Genomic DNA, 22,398 nt, shown 5'->3' with positions numbered 1-22,398 from the left:
AATATATATTTGATAACAATACCTCCCCGGTTTATAATATGAAGATAGAATAGACAAGGATGGAGATGTTGTTATGCCTATAAAACTTGATAATAAGTTACCAGCTCTTGATGTATTGCGTTCGGAAAATGTCTTCATCATGGATGAGAATAGGGCTAGTAGTCAGGATATACGACCAATGGAGGTCCTAATCCTTAACCTAATGCCAACTAAAGAAGTGACAGAAACCCAGTTGCTACGTCTTTTGGCAAATACGCCACTACAGATTAACGTTGAGTTTCTTTATATGGCTAGCCATAAATCGAAAAACACCCATGCCGAACATATGAAGACTTTTTATAAGACATTTGATGAAATCAAGGACAAGTATTACGATGGTCTTATCGTGACGGGGGCTCCTGTTGAACAAATGCCTTTTGAGGAAGTTGATTATTGGCAGGAATTAACACGAGTTTTTGACTGGTCTAAAAAGCATGTTTATTCAACCCTTCATTTGTGTTGGGGAGCTCAAGCAGGCCTCTATTACAAACATGGAGTTGACAAGGTTGCCTTGCCAGAGAAATTATCTGGAATCTATAAACAAACCGTTGATATGCCAGAAAATTTCCTCATGAATGGCTTTGATGACAGCTTTGTATCACCTCACTCACGCTATACAGAAGTCACTCTTGAAGATATCAAAAACAAGACAGATTTAGATGTTGTTGTTTCAGGACCTGAAGTAGGACTGTCTATTTTAGCCAGTAAGAATCTTCGTGAGGTTTATAGTTTCGGCCACTTTGAATATGACAGAGATACATTGGCTAGAGAATATCGAAGGGACTTGGATGTGGGTATTAACCCAGATGTACCAGCGAATTATTTTCCAGAGGATGATCCTAATCAGGAACCTCAACTGCGTTGGAACCTTGCGGCATCAGCTTTCTTTAGTAATTGGATTAACTACGCGGTCTATCAAGAAACACCATATCGTTTAGAAGAGTTGGAAGATGATTTTTCATTCTACGGTTATTTGTAGCAGACAGATTCAAGAGTCTTATATGTGATTACTTAGACTTTTGGCGTCAGTCTAGCAACTCTGAAAGGTTATTATGAGTTTTTTTGAACAGTATCGATCAGGAAATCTGGTCCTTCCAAACGCCTTGTTTTTCCATTTTAAGGATATTTTTCCGTCGGCGGATGACTTTTTAGTCTGGCAATTTCTCTATCTGCAAACGACAACTCAGATTGGAGAAGTGGCTTCTAGTCAGATTGCGCAGGCAACTGGTAAGACACCAACTGAGGTCAATAAGAGCATTACGACATTGACCGAGGCTGGACTCCTTGATGCCACAACAATTAAGGTTAATAATGAAATTGAGATGGTTGTTGATGCTTCACCTGCTTTAGCTATTTTAGATAAGCTAGTGAGTAAGGAAAAGACAGTGTCAGGCCCTGTCGTTGGTCAACCAACCAATACACAACTCATCAAACAACTGACGGATGAGTTGGAACAGGCTTTGGGAATCTTGAATCCTATGGTTATTGAAGATTTAAACAAGGAAATTCAAGAAGAACATACTGATCCTGAACTTATTCGTGAGGCTTTGAGAGAAGCTGTCTTTAACCAAAAAACAAATTGGAATTACGTTAAAGGCGTTCTTCGCAACTGGAAATTGAGTGGCATCACTACTAAACTTCAAGTTGAACAGCGTCGTCTGGAGCATCAAGGAAAGAAACAGGCTCATCAGGTTTCGGAAGACTTCAAAACAGGAATGGATGCAGCCCGTCAATTATGGGGTGGTCAATAATGTTGGGAAGAAAGCGTGTTAATGAAGCTCTAGCCTTGATGGGAGAGATGTTTCCCAATGCTCATGGAGAGTTGGAGTGGGAAACTCCTTTTCAACTCCTTGTTGCGGTTATTTTATCAGCCCAAACAACAGATAAAGCTGTTAACAAGATTACTCCCGGTCTGTGGGCGCGTTATCCAGAAATTGAAGATTTAGCATCAGCCAATCTTGATGACGTTGAAATGTGCTTACGGACCATCGGCCTCTACAAGAATAAAGCTAAGAATATCATTAAAACGGCAAGAGCTATTCTAATGAATTTTGATGGGCAAGTTCCCAAAACACACAAAGAATTAGAGAGTTTACCTGGTGTGGGAAGGAAAACAGCTAATGTTGTTTTAGCCGAAGTTTATGGGATTCCGTCCATTGCTGTTGACACACATGTCTCACGTGTTTCGAAACGCCTAAATATTGTTGCAGAAGATGCAACTGTAGAGGAAATAGAAGCAGAGTTGATGAAGAAAATTCCCAAAAGAGACTGGATTATTAGTCATCATCGCATGATTTTCTTTGGACGTTATCATTGTTTAGCTAAGAATCCTAAATGTCAGTCCTGCCCCCTTCAAAGCTATTGTAAGTATTATAAGGAAATGATTAAGAAATAAGTTGGAGAATGTGAGTTTCTTCAACTTTTTTATAGCTGTAAGATTTTGTTACAAACTAGTAACTTGACAAAAGTCTCAGGCTTTAAGAAAATAGAAGAAACGATTTAGAAGCAGGAGCGGTATAGTATGGCTGAATTCAGTAATGAAGAGTATCTCAGAGCCTTAGCAGATAATGGTGATAGAGAAGCAGCCAAAGAATATGAGCAGGCTTTGGATAATCGTATCTTTCAGTTGCAAATTTCTTTGGCTCAAACGAGTGATCCGCAGGGCCGTAAGGAAGTGCAAAAACTCTTGGAACAAGAGGAAAAGAAAAAAAGGGACTACTTTCAAGAAAAAGAGGAAAAAGCTGTGAGCGAATTTAGACGTCGTAAGAATGAACCTGCTAGAAGTAGGAAGGTTTCGAGTTTTGATAGGCTAAGAGACCCTAAAGTGATTAGATGGGTGATTGGCGTTGTGGCAGTAGCTGCTGTTGTGATTCCTGTTGTCACTCTAATGTGGTATAGTAATAACCAAAACGAAAACGTAACCAATCCTTGGAAAAATGGCCAGTTAGCCAAAAGTAAGGAAGCAGCTGCAGCATCTTCAGATAATCAGTCCTCTAATGTTGATACGTCATCATTGTCTGATCAGCAGTTAGAAGACTGGGTAGTTTCTACCTATGCCAAGGAACAAGGCTCAACAGGCGAAAGTTATAAAAATCTGGGTTGGAATGTTTATTCATGGACTGACGATGACGATAATCTAGTCTATGCCCAACTCTCTGATAGTTATGGTAATAATGTCCTTCTTTTCCGAGTTGACAAAAAAGGTCAGTTAGAAGCCTATGGTGGTCTTGATGGTTCAAGTGGATCTTGGGACGTCGTTTCCAAAAAATATTCAACAAGCTAATTAAACCGTTATAAAACGCCTGACTAGGGTGTCTGAGACTGTCTTTTGACAGTCTTTTTTGGTATAATTTAAGGTAATCGTGTATACAATTAAAAAGTTGATTATGGAGATTTGAGATTATCAGTTGGACGGAACTTTTTTAGTCTCCTCGGATTTTTTACTAATCAGTTTTAAAAAGGAGAGTTGTCGTGTCAGACTATTTATCGGTCACCTCTTTAACCAAATATTTGAAAATGAAATTTGACCGTGATCCTTATTTAGAGAGGGTATATTTGACAGGTCAGGTTTCCAATTTTCGTCGTCGGCCTAGTCATCAGTATTTTTCTCTTAAGGATGAGGGAGCTGTGATCCAAGCAACAATTTGGGCAGGAGTCTTCAAAAAACTTGGTTTTGACCTCGAAGAAGGGATGAAAATCAATGTTGTTGGTCGGGTGCAAATCTATGAGCCTAGTGGTTCCTATTCGATTATTATCGAGAAAGCTGAGCCAGATGGTGTGGGTGCCTTGGCTCTCCAATTTGAGCAGCTTCGTAAGAAACTAACTGCTCAAGGTTATTTTGACGAGCGTCATAAACAGGCTCTTCCTAATTTTGTCAAAAAGATTGGGGTTGTCACGAGTCCTAGTGGTGCGGTTATTCGAGACATCATTACAACAGTTAGTCGTCGTTTTCCCGGAGTAGAGATTTTACTCTTTCCTACCAAGGTTCAAGGAGAAGGAGCTGCACAAGAAATTGCTGAAAATATCCAAAGAGCCAATCAAAGGGATGATTTGGATCTTTTAATCGTCGGTCGTGGTGGAGGCTCTATCGAAGATCTTTGGGCCTTTAACGAAGAAATTGTGGTGCAATCGATTTTTGAGAGTCGTTTGCCTGTGATTTCTAGTGTTGGTCATGAAACCGATACGACTTTGGCTGACTTTGTAGCAGATCGTAGGGCAGCTACCCCTACAGCAGCGGCAGAGCTTGCAACGCCAGTATCTAAGGCGGATACCTTGGTTTGGATTCGGGAAAGACAAAACAGGGCTTATCAAGCTTGTTTGAGACGTATACAGTATAACCAAGAGCGTTTAGCCAAATTGTCACAGTCTATTGTCTTTAGGCAGCCTGAGCGCCTTTATGACGGCTATTTGCAAAAGCTTGACCAATTGACAACCCGACTTGAAACCTTGATAAAGCAGGACTTTGAACGCAAACAAAAGGAAGTAGCTCTTTTAAGTCAGAGATTGCAAGGTTTGAATCTCTTGACTAGTGTAGAGAATTATCAGGACCGTCGGGAGTCCTTACAGCGTTTGTTAGTTACTACAACCAAGAACACTCTTAACGGCTATCGTGTGAGACTAGAGAAGGCGCAAGATGCCTTGTTATCACTGGATACTAGCCGTATTGTTGCCAGGGGCTATGCTATTGTCAATAAAGACGATAGGCCCCTAACCACTATTAAGGATATTACTGAAGGTGATCAATTAACTATCCAAATGAGGGATGGGGAACTAGAAGTAGAGGTAAAAAATGTCAACGAAAAAAACATTTGAGGAAAATTTACAGGACCTAGAAGCCATCGTTACTAAGCTTGAGACAGGCGATGTTGCTCTTGAAGATGCTATTTTGGAGTTCCAAAAGGGTATGGCCCTATCTAAAGATTTGCAAAAGACCTTAGAAGATGCCGAAAAGACATTGGTTAAGGTTATGCAAGCAGACGGTACAGAAACGGAAATGGATGCCAAATGACCAAGCGTGAAAAAATTGATGCTGCTATCCGTGATTACTATCAACAGAAAAATCTTCCAGTATCACATGAACTGATTACAGCTATTCTTTATTCAGTTGATGGTGGCGGTAAGCGTATTCGTCCTCTCATTTTCTTGGATTTGCTTGAAGGATTTGGTTTAGAATTAACGGATAGTCATTTTGATGTAGCAGCGAGTCTTGAGATGATTCATACAGGAAGTCTAATTCATGATGATTTGCCAGCGATGGATAATGATGATTACCGTCGAGGACGTTTGACAAACCATAAAAAATTTGACGAAGCAACAGCAATCTTGGCTGGTGATTCGCTTTTCCTAGATCCCTTTGACCTTCTGGCACAAACGGAGCTATCAGCAGAAATTCGTGTTGAATTGATTCAAGCTCTCTCTCATGCTTCGGGAACCTTTGGTATGGTAGGTGGTCAGATGCTGGATATGAAGGGTGAAGGTCAAGAACTTGATTTATCACAACTGGCTCAGATTCATGAACATAAGACAGGTAAGCTCTTAACCTTTCCTTTTGTGGCAGCAGGTATTGTTGCTCAACAAGGACTAGAGGTTTTGGACAATCTTCAGGAAGCCGGTCAGCTGATTGGTCTAGCCTTTCAAGTGCGTGATGACATCTTGGATGTGACTGCTGATTTCGAAGAACTTGGAAAAACACCTGGAAAAGATGTGGTGGCTGGAAAATCAACCTACCCTGCTCTACTTGGTTTGGATAAATCATATGACATTCTCGAGGAATCTCTTAACAAAGCTGAGGCTATCTTCCAAAATTTGGCTGAGAGTCAAGGTTTTAAAAAGGACAGCGTTATAGAAATCATAGAAAGGTTACGACTCCATGCCTAAGGAAAGAGTAGATGTCTTGGCCTATAAACAAGGCCTTTTTGACACACGAGAACAAGCTAAACGTGGCGTGATGGCTGGTTTGGTTGTGAATGTTATCAATGGTGAGCGTTATGACAAACCTGGTGAAAAAATTGATGATGCGACAGAGTTGAAGCTTAAAGGGGAAAAACTTAAGTATGTCAGTCGTGGAGGTCTTAAACTTGAAAAAGGCTTGAAGGTTTTCAATCTCTCGGTTGAAGGCATGACTACGATTGATATTGGTGCTTCGACAGGTGGTTTTACTGATGTTATGCTTCAAAATGGGGCTAAACTGGTTTATGCTGTTGATGTCGGTACTAACCAGCTGGTTTGGAAACTGCGTCAGGACGAACGTGTTCGTTCCATGGAACAGTACAATTTTCGTTATGCTGAACCTACCGATTTTACTGAAGGCTTGCCATCATTTGCATCTATTGATGTCAGCTTTATCTCTCTTAATCTGATTCTACCTGCTTTGGCTAAGGTATTGGTTGATGGTGGACAAGTTGTTGCCCTGGTCAAACCGCAATTTGAGGCAGGTCGTGAACAAATTGGGAAAAATGGCATTGTCCGTGAGAGCAGTGTTCATGAGAAGGTGCTAGAAACAGTCATTGCTTTTGCAGTTGATTATGGCTTTTCGGTTAAAGGGTTGGATTTTTCCCCTATTCAAGGTGGCCATGGTAATATTGAGTTTCTGGCCCACTTAGAGAAAACAACTTCGCCTAAGAATGAGGTTATATCCGCTATCAAGGAAGTTGTAGCACAAGCACATAAGGAGTTTAAGAAAAATGAAGAAGAATGATCGTTTGGAGCTAATCCGAAAGATTGTCCAAGAAAATAAAATTACGACTCAGGGAGAATTGGTTAAATTACTCCAAAACGAGGGCTTAAAAGCTACTCAAGCCACCGTATCACGTGATATTAATGAAATTGGAATCACAAAAGTCCCTTCTGAAGATGGTTCCTATATCTATGGGCTTTCAAATGCCCCTAGACGTTTAGGTGTATCTCCAGTTGGATCTAAGCGCTTAATCCGTATTGACCGTCAACAAGCTTTCATGAATATTCAGGTTCAACCTGGAACTAGTCGTCTCATCAAAAAGATTCTTTTGGACGAATACAAGCACTTGATTTTTAGTTTAATTGCTGACGATGACACACTCTTTTTAGTGGCTCAGTCAGAATTAGCAGCTATTGAATTACAGGGACAGATTGTCAAGTGGGTTGAAGAATAGGAGGATTTATGCTTCTCGAAATTACGATAAAGAATTTCGCAATTATTGAAGAAATTTCTCTTAACTTTGAAAATGGAATGACTGTCCTTACTGGTGAAACGGGAGCTGGGAAATCTATTATTATCGATGCTATGAATCTAATGCTAGGGGCACGGGCCTCTAGTGAAGTGGTACGTCATTCAGCTCCCAAGGCAGAAATTCAAGGATTCTTTTCAATTGAACAAAATCCTGCTTTAGTCAGTCTTTTGGAAGATAATGGGATTCCTGTTGAGGATGAATTGATTATCCGCCGTGAAGTCTTCCAAAATGGTCGAAGTGTTAGTCGTATTAATGGCCAGATGGTGAATCTAACCATTCTTAAGGCGGTGGGACATTTTTTGGTCGATATTCACGGTCAGCATGATCAGGAAGAACTTATGAGACCTGCTCTTCACATTAGCATGTTGGATGCTTTTGGAGATAAGGCATTTTTCCAAACGAAGAAAAAGTATCAAGAATATTTTGACCGCTACCGTGAGTTAAGAAAAGATGTTCTTGAAAAACAGAAAAATGAGCAAGAACATAAAGCTCGTATTGAAATGCTGGCTTTTCAGATAGCAGAAATTGAGGCAGCTTCCTTAAAATCAGGAGAAGATTTTGCTTTGATGAAGGAGCGAGATAAACTACTGAATCATAAGCAGATAGCTGATACACTAACAAATGCCTATGTCATGTTGGATAATGAAGATTTTTCTAGTCTATCCAATGTCCGCTCTGCCATGAACGACCTTCAATCCCTTGAAGAGTATGACTCTGATTACAAAGAACTCTTTGGTAATCTATCAGAGGCCTATTACGTTCTTGAGGATGCAACCAAACAGTTGGGTGATCTTTTAGATAATCTAGACTTTGATGCAGGTCGTTTGCAGGAGATTGAACACCGTTTAGATACCATTAATGCTATTACCCGTAAATATGGTGGAACTGTCGATGATGTCTTGGATTACCTGGACAATTCGACTAAAGAATACAACCTTCTGACTGGAAATTCCAGCTCATCAGATGCCATGGAACAAGAGCTTAAGCAACTGGAAAAAGACTTGCTTGCATCTGCAGAGACCTTACAGGCGGCACGTCATCAGATTGCAACGGCTCTTGAAGCAGAGATTAAGGCTGAGCTATGTGACCTCTATATGGATAAGGCAGATTTTAAAGTAACCTTTACGAAGGGAAAATTTAACCGTGATGGCAATGAACAAGTTGAGTTTTACATTTCGACTAATCCTGGCGAAGGCTTTAAACCGCTTGTTAAGGTTGCGTCAGGAGGAGAATTGTCTCGACTTATGTTAGCTATTAAATCAGCTTTTGCCCGAAAAGAAGACAAAACAAGTATCGTCTTTGATGAAGTGGATACTGGTGTTTCAGGCCGTGTTGCTCAAGCCATTGCTCAGAAGATTCATAAAATTGGAAGCCACGGTCAGGTCTTAGCCATCAGTCACCTTCCGCAAGTTATCGCTATTGCTGATTATCAGTTCTTTATTTCTAAGGAAAGTGATAATGAGACGACGGTATCGCGTGTCCGTCTCTTGACTCCTGACGAAAGGGTTGAGGAAATCGCTAAGATGCTTGCAGGTGACAATGTGACCGATGCTGCCTTGAGTCAAGCAAGAGCTTTGCTAAAAGTAGATGAGCCAGTTTAGATAAACAGTTGGGCAAATCTCTCTAGTCGTGCTATAATAGAATATAAATTTTTGTTAAGCGAGAAAATTATGAGTAAAATTAGAATTGTAACTGATTCATCAATCACGATTGAACCAGAATTGGTTAAAAAGTATCAAATCACTGTTGTGCCATTGTCAGTTATGGTGGACGGTGTCATCTATTCAGATAGTGATCTTCGGGAAGAAGGTCGCTTCTTGGAAATGATGAAACATAGTAAAGAGTTGCCAAAGACAAGTCAGCCGCCAGTAGGTCTGTTTGCTGAAACTTATGAAAAACTTGTCAATGAAGGTGCTGAACATATCGTGGCCATTCACATCATGCATACCCTTTCTGGGACTTGTGAAGCCTCACGTCAAGGTGCTAGTCTTTCAGGTGCCGATGTGACTGTTATGGACTCAGGTTTTACAGATCAATGCCTTAAGTTTCAAGTGGTCGAAGCGGCTAAATTAGCTCAAACAGGTGCTAGTTTGGAAGAAATTGTAGCACGTGTTGAAGAAGTAAAAAGCAAATCTGAGCTTCATATCGGCGTCTCTACCCTTGAAAATCTAGTCAAAGGTGGTCGTATTGGACGTGTTACAGGACTCTTATCATCATTACTCAACATCCGTGTCATTATGGAGTTGAAAGATTATCAGTTGAATACTATTGTTAAAGGTCGTGGGGCTAAGACCTTTACAAAATGGTTGGATGCTTACATTGACAATATCAAAGATCGCAAAGTAGCAGAGATTGGTATTTCTTATGCAGGAAAACCGGATTTGGCGCATGAACTTGCTTCGAAACTTGAGGTATTGGGTGCTCCAATTTCAATTCTTGAAACAGGGTCAATCATTCAAACACACACTGGTGAAGGCGCCTTTGCCGTAATGGTTCGCTATGAATAAGTTGAAAGAATCTGTATTACTTAGAAGCCTTCTGGGCTTCTTCTTGCTTTTTTTCGTCTTCGTCGTGCTCTTTGTCTTCATCGTGCCAAGTAATCATCAGTCATTAAAAACTGTCGGAAAACTGAAGTTTGAAAAAAAGGATACGGTCACCTATGTTGCTATCGGGGACTCCCTTACTCAAGGTGTAGGGGATACCACGAATCAAGGCGGCTTTGTTCCTATTTTGTCTCAGGCAATGGGGGCAGATTTTAACTGGCAGGTGACCTCAAATAATTATGGCATTGCGGGAAATACCAGTAACCAAATTCTCAAACGGATGAAGGAAAAAGCAGACATTCAGAGGGACCTTAAAAAAGCCAAACTAATGACTTTAACTGTTGGCGGTAACGATGTCATGCATGTTGTTAAGGATAATATCACTAATCTTAGTGTTGATACCTTCAACAAACCTGCTGTGGCTTATCAAAAGAGGCTGCGACAAATTGTTGAGCTGGCTCGTAAGGACAATAAAACATTGCCAATTTATATCGTTGGTATTTACAATCCCTACTATCTGAACTTTCCAGATATGACAGAGATGCAAACGATTGTTGATAATTGGAACAAAGCTACAGAAGAAGTTTCCAAGGAATATCAAAATGTTTATTTTGTTCCAGTCAATGATTTACTTTATAAGGGAATTGATGGTAAGGGTGGAGTGACTAGTTCGGATGAAACATCCCAGTCTTCCAAATCAACATCAAAGAACCTTAATGATGCCCTTTTTGAGGATGATCATTTTCATCCCAACAACACAGGTTATCAAATTATGTCAGATGCTATTTTGAAACGTATTACGCAAACAAAGAAGGAGTGGTCAGGTGAGTAGGGTATGGAAATGGCTATTTTTAGGGCTACTAGCCTTGAACTTAGCGCTAGTAAGTGTTGTGACATATAGAGTCATGACCCCAGTAGAAACAAGTTCAGTGTCTTTACCTAAGGGTGCTACCAAAATTGGACGTTACAGCATGACAAAAGAAGAACTTGATGCAGCTCTAACCGGTTTTGCTCAAGATTATTCCACTGATAAAATGCATTTCAAGGTTAATGTCACTAATTCTAAAATTGTTTTTGAGAGTAGTTATAAGGTTTTAGGGTATGCTGTCCCCCTCTATGTTTATTTCACCCCGGTTGTCAGTGAATCAGGTGCAATCGTTTTAAAAGTTTCTGATCTTTCAGCTGGCTCTTTAAGCCTCCCTGTTTCAGATGCTCTTAAGATGATTAAGCGTTCGACAAAGTTACCTGATTATATTTCCATTGATAACAAGAAGGAAAAGGTTACTCTAAATATTCAATCAATGAAAAACGAAAAAGGAATAACGGCACGTGCAAAGAGTCTTGATTTGGTCAATGACCGTATCGAATTTGACATCTACAAGACAATAAATTAAAAAGCCTTTACTTTTTGCAAAAAAGCAATGAAATTAGCGTTTATTGCTTGACCTGATAGGTCTTTTAGGATAAGATAATACTTGTCCAAGCGCTAGAAAAACTTTACGCTTAGAAATATATTGGAGGATTGTTACAATGGCTAACAAACAAGATTTGATCGCTAAAGTTGCGGAAGCAACAGAACTTACTAAAAAAGATTCAGCAGCAGCAGTAGACGCAGTTTTTGCTTCTATCGAAGAATTCCTTGCTACAGGTGAAAAAGTACAATTGATTGGTTTCGGTAACTTTGAAGTACGCGAACGTGCTGCTCGTCAAGGTCGTAACCCACAAACTGGTGAAGCTATCTCAATCGCAGCTTCTAAAGTTCCTGCATTTAAAGCTGGTAAAGCTCTTAAAGATGCAGTTAAATAATGTTAAAACCCCTAAGCTTTTAGGGGTTTTGCTTTACATGAAATGATAGAGGGAAACTATGACAACCTTAACCGTGGTAATGATTTTTCTTCTGGTTTTCACAGTTATAAAACTATCAGGTATTGTTGCTATAAGTAAGCTGATTAAGCCTAGTGAAGAACAGATTGAAGAAGCACGTCAAAAACGTCTTCAAGCTGAAAAAGAGGGCAAAGACCCTTTTGAAGACTGGGATGAACATGACGATGATGGTCTTGTCTAACAAGAGAATCCTCATCAAAGTATACAAAAAGAGCTTGGAGATTTTTCCAAGCTCTTTTTTAGTGAATTAATCAATATAGTGAAGTTTTCCACGGAAGTCTTCAAGGCTTTCATAGCCCTTTTCTTCCATGATTTCTTTCAGTTCTTTAGTAATTCGGTCAAAGACAGCCACACCTTCTTTTTGAAGTGCAGTACCAATTTGGACCATACTTGCTCCACAAAGGATATGTTCAAAAGCATCACGCCCAGATTTGACACCACCAGTACCGATGATTTGGATTTCAGGTTTTAGACGTTGGTAGAAAGCATGAACGTTTGCCAAGGCAGTCGGCTTGATATAGTCTCCACCGATACCGCCAAAACCATTTTTCGGTTTGATGACAACAGATTCGTCTTCAATATAAAGTCCATTACCAATTGAGTTGACACAGTTGACAAAAACAAGTGGGAATTGGTTGAAGACAGCAGCTGCTTGATCAAAGTGCACAATATCAAAGTAAGGTGGTAATTTGACACCAAGTGGTTTCGTAAAGTAAGAAAAGACTTCAGTTAGGATCTCGGTTGTTGTTTCAAAATCGTAGGCGATTTGAGGTTTACCTGGAACGTTAGGACATGAAAGGTTGAGTTCAACTAGCCCTTCATAGTCACTTTCTTGAACTTTTTTTAGAATAGTGTGTGTTTCCTCAGGTGACAAGCCAACTAATGAAAGAAAATGATTTTTTGTATTGGGTTGCTTTTGTAATTCAATGACATAGTCAAGGTAGTATTCAAAACCGTTATTAGGCAAACCCATAGAGTTGATAGAGCCAAGAGGAACATTAACATATCGAGGTTCAGGATTACCAGGGCGAGCTTCAAGCGTTCCTGTTTTTGTAACAAATGAACCTGCGGCCGAAGCTTCAACCTCTGCCAATTCTTCCTTAGTCATGCAATGAACACCAGCAGCATTCATGAGGCAGTTATCAAACGAAAACTGGCCAATTTTTGTAGCAGTAGAAACCATAAGATCCTCCTTAAAGATCACAAAGCAAAATGTTACTATTTTATCTCATTTTAGCATGAAAAGGGGCCTAAAACAAGGAAAGAATAGATGGGCAATAATCTTAAAAGTGAATTCACCTAGGCATTTTTAATACCCCAGGCAAGAAGCTGTAGACTTTTACAGAATTTTTTGGATTTTACTGGCTTTTTTAAGGTTTTTTGGGTAGAATAGAAGGAGTAAATGGGTATAACCCAAAATATAAAGGAGACATTACTAATGGTAAAATTGGTTTTCGCTCGCCACGGTGAGTCTGAATGGAACAAAGCTAACCTTTTCACAGGTTGGGCTGACGTAGATCTTTCTGAAAAAGGTACTCAACAAGCTATCGACGCTGGTAAACTGATCAAAGAAGCTGGTATTGAATTTGACCAAGCTTATACTTCAGTATTGAAACGTGCGATCAAAACAACAAACCTTGCGCTTGAAGCATCTGACCAACTTTGGGTTCCAGTTGAAAAATCATGGCGCTTGAACGAACGTCACTACGGTGGATTGACTGGTAAAAATAAAGCAGACGCTGCTGCACAATTCGGTGACGAACAAGTTCACATCTGGCGTCGTTCATACGATGTATTGCCTCCAAACATGGACCGTGATGATGAACACTCAGCACACAAAGACCGTCGTTACGCTTCACTTGACGATTCAGTAATTCCAGATGCTGAAAACTTGAAAGTTACTTTGGAACGTGCTCTTCCATTCTGGGAAGATAAGATTGCTCCAGCTCTTAAAGATGGTAAAAACGTATTCGTAGGTGCTCACGGTAACTCAATTCGTGCCCTTGTAAAACACATCAAACAATTGTCAGATGACGAAATCATGGATGTTGAAATTCCAAACTTCCCACCATTGGTATTCGAATTTGACGAAAAATTGAACGTTGTTAAAGAATACTACCTCGGAAAATAAGCTGAGTTAAGTAGTTATTACTAACAAATAGAAAAGTTGGCTTCGGTCAGCTTTTTTCTTTTCCTGAAAAAAATTGAAAGAAACGGTCAGAAAAGTCAGTCAATTCAGTAATTTTTCCTTGACTTTCAAGTTCGGAAGATGTATCATATTAGGTAAGATACATCGAAAGGAAATGAGTCAAATGACATTCGCAACTACAACTACTTTGCTATTGCGTGATGAGGGCTAGTGCAAAAGCATTAGTCCTGTTTGGCTTACCAAGCGGGAGTTAAAAACATCTCGCTTGGGTTTCCGAGTGAGATGTTTTTTTACTACTATCGTTTTTATTTTTAGAAAGAGGATTGTCTATGCGTAAAGTAGAATTTCTTGATACGAGCCTTCGTGATGGTGAACAAACACCGGGTGTTAACTTTTCAATCAAAGAAAAGGTTGCCATTGCTAAACAACTTGAGAAGTGGGGGATTTCTTCAATTGAAGCTGGTTTCCCAGCAGCTAGTCCAGATTCATTTGAGGCAGTGAAACAAATTTCAGCTGCCATGACGACAACTGCGGTTTCTGGCTTGGCACGTTCTGTAAAATCTGACATTGATGCTTGTTACGAAGCTATCAAGGATGCTAAATTCCCTCAATGTCATGTCTTTATCGCAACGAGTCCTATTCACCGTGAATACAAATTGAAGAAATCAAAAGAAGAAATTCTTGAGATCATCAAAGAACATGTGACTTATGCGCGTGAACGTTTTGATGTGGTTGAGTTTTCACCTGAGGATGCTACTCGTACAGAACTCGATTATCTCTTGGAAGTTGTTCAAACAGCAGTTGATGCAGGCGCAACTTACATTAACATTCCTGATACAGTTGGTTTTACAACTCCTGAAGAGTTCGGTCATATTTTCAAATACCTCATTGAAAATGTTAAATCAGACCGTGAAATCATCTTTAGTCCTCACTGCCACAATGACCTTGGTATGGCTGTAGCTAACACACTTGCAGCTATTAAAAATGGTGCTGGTCGTGTTGAAGGAACTGTGAATGGTATCGGTGAACGTGCAGGGAATGCGGCGCTTGAAGAAGTAGCTGTAGCACTTAATATCCGTGAAGACTACTATCAAGCAACAAGTGATATTGTACTTAATGAAACAGTTAACACAGCTGAACTTGTGTCTCGTTATTCTGGAATTGCGATTCCTAAAAATAAAGCCGTTGTTGGTGGTAATGCCTTCTCTCATGAATCAGGTATTCACCAAGATGGTTTCCTTAAAAATCCTCTTACATACGAAATCATTACACCAGAGCTTGTGGGAGTTAAGAAGAGCTCTCTTCCACTTGGTAAGTTGTCGGGTCGTCATGCCTTTATTGAAAAATTGAAAGAACTTGAGCTTGATTTTGTTGAAGAAGACATCAAACCACTCTTTAAGAAATTCAAAGTCTTGGCCGATAAAAAACATGACATTACTGATGCTGATATTCGTGCACTTGTGGCTGGAACTAACGTTGAGAATCCAGAAGGCTTCCACTTCCAAGATCTCCGTTTGACAACTAATGCTGATGAAACAATCACATCAGCAGTTAGTCTAGTTAATGAAGATGGTGAGTCTGTGGAATTCTTGGCAAACGGTCAAGGATCAGTTGAAGCTATATTCAATGCTATTGATAAATTCTTCAATCAAACAGTTCGTTTGACTTCTTATAATATCGATGCTGTAACTGATGGTATTGACGCTCAAGCTCGTGTGCTAGTAACAGTTGAAAATGTGGATACAGATACTATCTTTAATGCTTCTGGTTTGGACTTTGATGTTTTGAAAGCTTCAGCAATTGCCTACATCAATGCAAATACGCTTGTTCAAAAAGAAAATTCTGGTGAAATGGCACGCAAAGTTTCTTACCGTGACCTTCCACAAGCCTAAGAGGAGTTAAACATGACAAAAAAAATTGTAACGCTTTCTGGTGATGGTATTGGACCTGAAATCATGGCAGCAGGCCTTGAAGTTCTGGATAAAGTAGCTTCAAAAATCGGATTTGATTACGATATTGATGCTAAACCTTTTGGTGGTGCTGGTATTGATGCTGAAGGTCATCCACTTCCTAAATCAACCTTGGATGCTGCTAAATCAGCAGATGCTATCCTCTTGGCTGCAATTGGTGGACCTAAATATGACAATGCGCCAGTTCGTCCCGAACAAGGGCTTTTGGCCATTCGTAAGGAATTGAATCTCTTTGCTAATATCCGACCTGTTCGTATCTTTGATGCTTTGAAACACTTGTCACCTCTTAAACCTGAACGTATTGAAGGTGTTGACTTTGTCGTTGTACGTGAGCTTACAGGTGGTATTTACTTTGGTGAACATATTTTAGAAGAAGATAAGGCTCGTGATATCAATGATTACTCAGCCGATGAGATTCGTCGCATCATGCGTCGTGCCTTCAAGATTGCCCAAGGTCGTGGTAAGAAAGTCACTAGCATTGATAAACAAAATGTCTTGGCAACTTCTAAATTGTGGCGTAAGGTTGCCGATGAAGTTTCTTTGGAATTTCCAGATGTAACCCTTGAACACCAACTCGTTGATAGTGCTGCCATGATTATGATTACCAACCCAGCTCGTTTCGACGTGGTTGTGACAGAAAACCTTTTTGGTGATATCTTGTCTGATGAATCAAGTGTCCTTCCAGGTACTCTTGGTGTTATGCCATCAGCCAGTCATTCAGAAAATGGTCCAAGTCTTTATGAACCAATTCATGGTTCAGCACCTGACATTGCTGGTCAAGGTATTGCCAATCCGATTTCAATGATTTTGTCAGTAGCAATGATGCTTCGTGAAAGTTTCAATGAAACTGAAGGGGCAGAATTGATTGAAAATGCTGTTGATAAGACCTTGAATCAAGGTATCTTGACACGTGATTTGGGTGGTCAGGCATCTACTGCTGAAATGACAGCAGCTATCATTAGCAATCTCTAAAAACATGACACTAAAACAAGTGTTACTTTATGTTTTGTTGGTATGGAATATCGTTGTTTTATGTGCTTATGGGCTTGACAAACACAAGGCTATTCGACATAGGCGGCGAATTTCTGAGAAGACATTATTATTTCAAACCCTTATTTTGGGTGGTATTGGTGCTTCTCTCGGTGGGGCTGTGTTTAGACATAAAATTAAGAAATGGTACTTTAAGCTTTGTTGGCTTTTGGGCCTGCTAAATGATTTTGTTATGTTATATCTCATCCTAACAAAACTTTCGGATTAGTTTATCCTTAGATAATAATTGGAGTATTTTATGAGCGGAAAATCAATTTTCGATAAACTTTGGGAACGCCACGTTGTTACCGGTAACGAAGGTGAACCACAATTGATGTATGTGGATCAACACTATATTCACGAAGTTACAAGTCCACAAGCCTTTCAAGGACTTCGTGATGCTGGACGTAAAGTGCGTCGTCCAGATTTAACTTTCGGTACGACTGACCACAACGTTCCTACAGTGGATATTTTCAACATTCGTGACCTTATTTCTAAAAACCAGATTGATACTTTGGCGAAAAACGTTGAAGAATTTGGTATTGATGCGGCTACCCACGGTACTGCTCGTCAGGGTATTGTCCACATGGTTGGTCCTGAAACAGGTCGCAGTCAACCTGGTAAATTTGTAGTCTGTGGGGATAGTCATACGGCTACTCACGGTGCCTTTGGTGCCATTGCCTTTGGTATTGGGACATCTGAGGTGGAACACGTTTTCGCGACACAATGTTTGTGGCAAGTGAAACCTAAGAAAATGAAGGTTGAGTTTGTTGGTAAACCTCAGCCAGGTGTCTATTCAAAAGACTTTATCCTTGCCCTTATTGCTCGCTATGGTGTAGATGCAGGTGTAGGATACGCAGTTGAATATTGTGGAGAAGCTATTGATGCCCTTTCAATGGATGAACGCATGACTATTTGTAACATGTCTATTGAATTTGGTGCTAAAATGGGTCTCATGAATCCTGACCAAAAGACTTATGATTATGTTGAAGGTCGTCCATGTGCACCTCAGGGTGAAAAATTCGAAGAAGCAGTAGCTGATTGGAAAACTTTGGTTTCTGATCCTGATGCTGAATATGACAAAGTCATCACAATTGATGTTTCTGAGTTGGCTCCTATGGTGACATGGGGAACTAACCCTGAAATGGGTGTTGAGTTCGACCAACCATTCCCAGAAATCAATGACTTCAATGATGAACGTGCTTACGAGTATATGGATGTAAAACCTGGTGACTATGCTAAAGACATTGATTTGGGTTATGTCTTTATCGGTTCTTGTACCAATGCACGTCTTAGCGACCTTGAGTTAGCGGCTAAGTTTGTTAAAGGAAAACATATTGCCCCAACATTGACAGCTATTGTTGTTCCTGGTTCACGTCCCGTTAAGAAAGAAGCTGAGCGTCTTGGCTTGGATAAAATTTTCTTGGATGCAGGATTTGAATGGCGTGATCCAGGTTGCTCAATGTGTCTTGGTATGAACCCAGACCATGTTCCTGAGGGTGTCCATTGCGCCTCTACAAGTAACCGTAACTTCGAGGGACGCCAAGGATACGGAGCTCGTACTCACCTTTGTAGTCCAGCAATGGCAGCCGCAGCGGCTATCGCTGGTAAATTTGTAGATGTACGTGATATGCCAGAAGTTCAAGCATAAGGGAGAAGATAATGGAAAAATTTACCGTCTATACAGGGAAATCAGTACCTTTGATGAATGATAACATCGATACGGACCAACTCATTCCCAAACAATTCTTGAAAGCCGTTGATAAAAAAGGCTTCGGTAAGAATTTGATGTTTGAATGGCGTTACCTCAATGATAACTATGATGAGAATCCTGATTTTGTTTTCAATAAAGATGAGTACCGTGATGCAACTATCTTGGTTACGGGTGATAACTTTGGTTCAGGATCATCTCGTGAACACGCTGCATGGGCATTGGAAGACTATGGTTTCCGCTGTGTTATCGCAGGATCATTTTCAGATATTCACTACAACAACGAATTGAAAAATGGTATGCTGCCAATCGTTCAACCTTTGGAAGTTCGCCAAAAATTGGCAGCTCTTCCTGCAGGTGAAGAAATCACGATTGACCTTCCAAACCAAGTGATTAAATCTTCAGCTGGAGAATTTCCATTCGAGATTGACCATGAGTGGAAACGTAAATTGGTCGAAGGACTTGATGACATCGGTATCACTCTTCAATATGAAGATTTGATTTCTGCTTACGAAAAGCAACGTCCAGCCTACTGGCAATAAGGATTTTTTAGCTTTAATAACGCATGACCTTGAAATCAGTGATTATATGGTCATGTAAGGATGGGATAAGAACAAAGGGTATTAAAACTTGTTCTGTCCCATCTTTTTGTTTTCGGAAAGAAGACAAAGCGATTGCATTTTTACAAGTACGGTGTGCTATAATAGAAGGATAGAAAGGAGGCTCTCATGTTTGCCCAATTAGATACAAAATCAGTGTATAGTTTCATGGATAGTGTTGTAGATTTACCAAGCTATGTCAAACGTGCCAAAGAGCTTGGATACCAGGCCCTTGGTTTGATGGACCGTGATAATCTCTATGCTGCCTATCATTTTGCGCAACTGGCTACTAAAAATGGATTACGTCCCTTGATTGGTATGGAAGCAAATTTAGTCTACGAGGGAAGAATGATTGCATTTCGTCTCTTAGCTAAAAATAATCAGGGCTATAAAAATTTGATGAAGTTGGCAACAGAGCTCTCCTCGGGACAACGTGAGTTTACGGCTTTATCCAACTATTTGAATGAGATTGCGCTTATCCTCCCCAGTGAAGAGTGGGAACCAGGAATGGCGTTTGAATCAGATGTCTTTATTGGAGTAAGACCAGAAGATGCGGGTAAAGAGTTTGATTATCCTGTCCTACCTTTACATACAGTACGTTACTTTGATAATGTAGATCGCTCGACGATTCAGATGTTGCATGCCATCTCACAAAATGTTTCCTTGTCAGAGGTCTCTATTTGTCCTATGAATCAGCTTCTTTTCTCGCCTCAAGAAATGGAAAGTGCATTTAGTGATATTCCAGATGCTTTAAGCAATTTGGACCAACTGGTTTCAGACATCACTTATCAATTTGACACAGAACTGAAGCTTCCCCGTTTTAATCGTGACATGCTGGCAGTTGATCAATTACGTCAATTAGCCCAAGATGGCTTGGAAACTAAAGAGTTAACGGCCTCAGTTTATCAGGAACGTTTAGACAAAGAATTAGCAGTCATCCATCAGATGGGCTTTGATGACTATTTCTTAATCGTTTGGGATCTCCTTCGTTTTGGACGTAGTCGTGGTTACTATATGGGAATGGGGCGTGGGTCCGCAGCTGGTAGCCTAGTTGCCTATGCTTTGGATATAACAGGTATTGACCCTGTTAAAAATGACTTGCTATTTGAGCGTTTCCTAAATGAAGAACGGTATACCATGCCAGATATTGATATTGACTTGCCTGATATCTATCGAAGTGAGTTCCTACATTATGTGAGAGACCGTTATGGCAGTATGCACTCTGCTCAGATTGTCACTTTTTCTACCTTTGGAGCCAAGCAGGCAATTCGAGATGTTTTTAAACGTTTTGGAGCTAAGGAATTTGAACTGTCCCAACTCAGCAAAAAGATTTCTTTTCGTGATAATCTAACCTCTGTCTATGAGAAAAATATGTCATTTAGGCAATTGATTAATCAGAGACCGGAATTCCAGAGGGCTTTTGAAATTGCTAAGGCAATTGAAGGACAGCCTAGACAGACTTCCATCCATGCTGCTGGTATTGTAATGAGTGATGATGACTTGACAGAACACATCCCTCTAAAAGCCGGTGAAGACATGATGGTTACCCAATACGATGCCTCTGCCGTAGAAGCCAATGGTCTTCTTAAGATGGACTTCCTGGGGCTTCGCAATTTGACCTTTGTTCAAAAAATGAAGGAAAAGTTGGAAGAAGAGCAGGGAGTCGTCATTGATATCAAGTCGATTGATTTAGAAGATTCGCAGACGCTCGCCCTTTTTGCCAGTGGTAAGACCAAGGGGATTTTTCAGTTTGAGCAAGCGGGTGCCATAAACCTCTTAAAACGTATAAAACCCTCTCAATTTGAAGAAGTGGTTGCCACAACCTCTCTTAACCGTCCAGGAGCCAGTGATTATATAGACAATTTCATCGCTCGTAAATATGGAAAGGAGAAAGTAGATCTGATTGATCCTGTTGTTGCTCCTATCCTTGAGCCAACTTATGGTATTATGCTCTATCAGGAGCAGGTTATGCAGATTGCTCAGGTGTTCGCTGGCTTTACACTAGGAAAAGCGGATCTGCTTCGCCGTGCCATGTCTAAGAAAGATGCCAATGAAATGTCTAAGATGTCTGAGGCATTTATGTCTGGCAGTCAACAATTAGGACGTAACCCACAGATTGCTGAGCGCCTTTTTAGTATGATGGCTAAGTTTGCCGGATATGGTTTTAATAGGAGTCATGCCTATGCTTATTCAGCTTTAGCTTTTCAATTGGCTTATTTCAAAAGCCACTATCCTCAAGTTTTCTATGACGTTATGCTGAATTACTCGTCTAGTGATTACATTAAGGATGCTATTGGAAATGGCTTTTCTTTGGCTAGACTGGATATCAATAGAATTCCATTTCATGACAAAATTTCAGATGGCAAAATTGTTTTAGGTCTAAAGACCATTAAAGGTTTTCCTAGAGATTTTGCTCTTTGGATTATTGAAGATCGAAAGGAAAATGGCAAATACGTCTCTATCGAAGACTTTTTGACACGTATTCCCAAGAAATATCAGAAAGTAGAGGTATTGACACCTTTAGTCCACATAGGCTTGTTTGATATCTTTGAAACGAATCGTCAGAAAATCATTGGAAATTTAAGTAACCTCTTTACTTTTGTCAATGAGTTAGGCAGCTTGTTTGCAGAGTCGTCCTATTCCTGGGTGGATTATGACGATTATAGTCAGATAGACCGTTATAATATGGAACAGGAGTTACTGGGTGTTGGTCTTAGTCCTCATCCCTTACATTTGGCTCAGAAAATGGCTACGCACCCTTACCAGCCCATTTCAGATTTAACAGTAAATAGTAAAGCCACAGTATTGGTTCAACTAGAATCAATTAGAATCATCAGAACAAAAAAAGGTGATCAGATGGCTTTTCTGAGTGTCTCTGATGGTATAAACAAGCTAGATGTGACGCTTTTTCCGGAAACCTATTTTTATCATAAGGATAAGTTAAAAGAAGGAGGTCTCTTTTATCTTGAGGGACGAACTCAGGAGCGTGATGGGAGAATCCAATTAGTTTTGGCGAATATGGAAGAAGCTAGTACGGAACGTTTCTGGATTTTACTTGAAAATCATGAAAAGGACTTAGAGATTTCCAAAATTCTAGCCAAGTATCCGGGTAACATTCCTGTTATCATCCGTTATCAGGAAAGTAAGGAAACAATAGTCAGTCAACGTTTTAGGGTGTCTGATGAGGTAGAATTACAAAAAGAATTGGCCCAATATACTCTAAAAACAGTTATAAGATAAAAAACTGGTAAAACTTTTCAAATTTC

Annotated in this window: 23 protein-coding genes; 22 read left to right on the top strand and 1 reads right to left on the bottom strand. The window is 40.0% G+C overall.

Annotated elements, in window-relative coordinates:
- The first annotated feature begins 73 nt into the window (after positions 1-73).
- From metA to QRD39_RS08335, 15 genes are all read left to right on the top strand, one after another.
- A complete protein-coding gene (gene metA, locus QRD39_RS08405) occupies positions 74-1,018 on the top strand; it encodes a homoserine O-acetyltransferase MetA (protein WP_008534414.1) in 945 nt (314 codons plus the stop codon).
- 73 nt (positions 1,019-1,091) lie between these two features.
- Positions 1,092-1,790, top strand: coding sequence for a DnaD domain-containing protein (locus QRD39_RS08400; RefSeq protein ID WP_285956216.1), 699 nt, complete (start codon positions 1,092-1,094; stop codon positions 1,788-1,790).
- The gene (gene nth / locus QRD39_RS08395; protein ID WP_021145542.1) at positions 1,790-2,434 is read left to right on the top strand and encodes an endonuclease III; all 645 of its coding nucleotides are present in this window, start codon (positions 1,790-1,792) and stop codon (positions 2,432-2,434) included. The genes QRD39_RS08400 and nth overlap by 1 nt, the downstream gene beginning before the upstream one ends.
- Positions 2,435-2,560: 126 nt before the next feature.
- Complete coding sequence (locus tag QRD39_RS08390) at positions 2,561-3,322, top strand: hypothetical protein (RefSeq protein WP_285956215.1); 762 nt, start codon at positions 2,561-2,563, stop codon at positions 3,320-3,322.
- A 188-nt stretch (positions 3,323-3,510) separates the two neighbouring features.
- Positions 3,511-4,851: an exodeoxyribonuclease VII large subunit gene (gene xseA, locus QRD39_RS08385; protein WP_285956214.1), complete on the top strand. Its 1,341-nt coding sequence runs from the start codon at positions 3,511-3,513 to the stop codon at positions 4,849-4,851.
- A complete protein-coding gene (locus QRD39_RS08380; RefSeq protein ID WP_285956213.1) occupies positions 4,829-5,047 on the top strand; it encodes an exodeoxyribonuclease VII small subunit in 219 nt (72 codons plus the stop codon). Before xseA ends, QRD39_RS08380 begins: the two co-directional genes overlap by 23 nt.
- Positions 5,044-5,916: a polyprenyl synthetase family protein gene (locus QRD39_RS08375; RefSeq protein ID WP_285956212.1), complete on the top strand. Its 873-nt coding sequence runs from the start codon at positions 5,044-5,046 to the stop codon at positions 5,914-5,916. Before QRD39_RS08380 ends, QRD39_RS08375 begins: the two co-directional genes overlap by 4 nt.
- Positions 5,909-6,736 carry a TlyA family RNA methyltransferase gene (locus QRD39_RS08370; protein WP_285956211.1) on the top strand — a complete coding sequence of 276 codons (828 nt, stop codon included), beginning with the start codon at positions 5,909-5,911 and terminating at the stop codon, positions 6,734-6,736. Before QRD39_RS08375 ends, QRD39_RS08370 begins: the two co-directional genes overlap by 8 nt.
- Positions 6,723-7,169, top strand: coding sequence for an arginine repressor (locus QRD39_RS08365; protein ID WP_021145537.1), 447 nt, complete (start codon positions 6,723-6,725; stop codon positions 7,167-7,169). Before QRD39_RS08370 ends, QRD39_RS08365 begins: the two co-directional genes overlap by 14 nt.
- Before the next feature lie 8 nt (positions 7,170-7,177).
- On the top strand, positions 7,178-8,848 hold the full coding sequence (gene recN, locus QRD39_RS08360) for a DNA repair protein RecN (protein ID WP_285956210.1): 1,671 nt from the start codon (positions 7,178-7,180) through the stop codon (positions 8,846-8,848).
- 69 nt (positions 8,849-8,917) lie between these two features.
- A complete protein-coding gene (locus QRD39_RS08355) occupies positions 8,918-9,754 on the top strand; it encodes a DegV family protein (protein WP_285956209.1) in 837 nt (278 codons plus the stop codon).
- Positions 9,747-10,622 carry an SGNH/GDSL hydrolase family protein gene (locus QRD39_RS08350; protein ID WP_285956208.1) on the top strand — a complete coding sequence of 292 codons (876 nt, stop codon included), beginning with the start codon at positions 9,747-9,749 and terminating at the stop codon, positions 10,620-10,622. Before QRD39_RS08355 ends, QRD39_RS08350 begins: the two co-directional genes overlap by 8 nt.
- Complete coding sequence (locus tag QRD39_RS08345) at positions 10,615-11,184, top strand: YpmS family protein (RefSeq protein ID WP_285956207.1); 570 nt, start codon at positions 10,615-10,617, stop codon at positions 11,182-11,184. Before QRD39_RS08350 ends, QRD39_RS08345 begins: the two co-directional genes overlap by 8 nt.
- A 136-nt stretch (positions 11,185-11,320) precedes the next feature.
- Positions 11,321-11,596: an HU family DNA-binding protein gene (locus QRD39_RS08340; RefSeq protein WP_285956206.1), complete on the top strand. Its 276-nt coding sequence runs from the start codon at positions 11,321-11,323 to the stop codon at positions 11,594-11,596.
- A 58-nt stretch (positions 11,597-11,654) separates the two neighbouring features.
- Positions 11,655-11,855, top strand: a complete 201-nt coding sequence (locus QRD39_RS08335) for a hypothetical protein (protein WP_008534427.1) — start codon at positions 11,655-11,657, stop codon at positions 11,853-11,855.
- A 66-nt stretch (positions 11,856-11,921) separates the two neighbouring features.
- Here the strand turns inward: QRD39_RS08335 and QRD39_RS08330 are convergent, their stop codons facing one another.
- Positions 11,922-12,857 (bottom strand): dihydroorotate oxidase, encoded by a 936-nt coding sequence (locus QRD39_RS08330; RefSeq protein ID WP_021145533.1) that lies wholly within the window; start codon positions 12,855-12,857, stop codon positions 11,922-11,924.
- A gap of 255 nt (positions 12,858-13,112) precedes the next feature.
- Between QRD39_RS08330 and QRD39_RS08325 the strand changes: the two genes are divergently transcribed.
- The 7 genes from QRD39_RS08325 (at position 13,113) to QRD39_RS08295 (ending at position 22,372) form a co-directional block, all read left to right on the top strand.
- The gene (locus tag QRD39_RS08325) at positions 13,113-13,805 is read left to right on the top strand and encodes a phosphoglycerate mutase (protein WP_004184061.1); all 693 of its coding nucleotides are present in this window, start codon (positions 13,113-13,115) and stop codon (positions 13,803-13,805) included.
- Between the two features lie 347 nt (positions 13,806-14,152).
- A complete protein-coding gene (locus tag QRD39_RS08320) occupies positions 14,153-15,715 on the top strand; it encodes a 2-isopropylmalate synthase (protein WP_285956205.1) in 1,563 nt (520 codons plus the stop codon).
- Positions 15,716-15,727: 12 nt separating this feature from the next.
- Positions 15,728-16,765: a 3-isopropylmalate dehydrogenase gene (leuB, locus tag QRD39_RS08315; RefSeq protein WP_247918681.1), complete on the top strand. Its 1,038-nt coding sequence runs from the start codon at positions 15,728-15,730 to the stop codon at positions 16,763-16,765.
- 4 nt (positions 16,766-16,769) lie between these two features.
- On the top strand, positions 16,770-17,051 hold the full coding sequence (locus tag QRD39_RS08310) for a DUF1294 domain-containing protein (RefSeq protein ID WP_285956204.1): 282 nt from the start codon (positions 16,770-16,772) through the stop codon (positions 17,049-17,051).
- A gap of 30 nt (positions 17,052-17,081) precedes the next feature.
- Positions 17,082-18,473, top strand: a complete 1,392-nt coding sequence (gene leuC / locus QRD39_RS08305; protein ID WP_002888861.1) for a 3-isopropylmalate dehydratase large subunit — start codon at positions 17,082-17,084, stop codon at positions 18,471-18,473.
- Between the two features lie 11 nt (positions 18,474-18,484).
- A complete protein-coding gene (leuD, locus tag QRD39_RS08300) occupies positions 18,485-19,075 on the top strand; it encodes a 3-isopropylmalate dehydratase small subunit (protein ID WP_008534438.1) in 591 nt (196 codons plus the stop codon).
- 186 nt (positions 19,076-19,261) lie between these two features.
- The gene (locus QRD39_RS08295) at positions 19,262-22,372 is read left to right on the top strand and encodes a DNA polymerase III subunit alpha (protein WP_285956203.1); all 3,111 of its coding nucleotides are present in this window, start codon (positions 19,262-19,264) and stop codon (positions 22,370-22,372) included.
- Positions 22,373-22,398 lie beyond the last annotated feature (26 nt).

The organism is Streptococcus raffinosi (assembly GCF_030284685.1).
Classification (GTDB): domain Bacteria; phylum Bacillota; class Bacilli; order Lactobacillales; family Streptococcaceae; genus Streptococcus; species Streptococcus raffinosi.
This window is presented reverse-complemented; position numbering and strand designations above follow the sequence as displayed.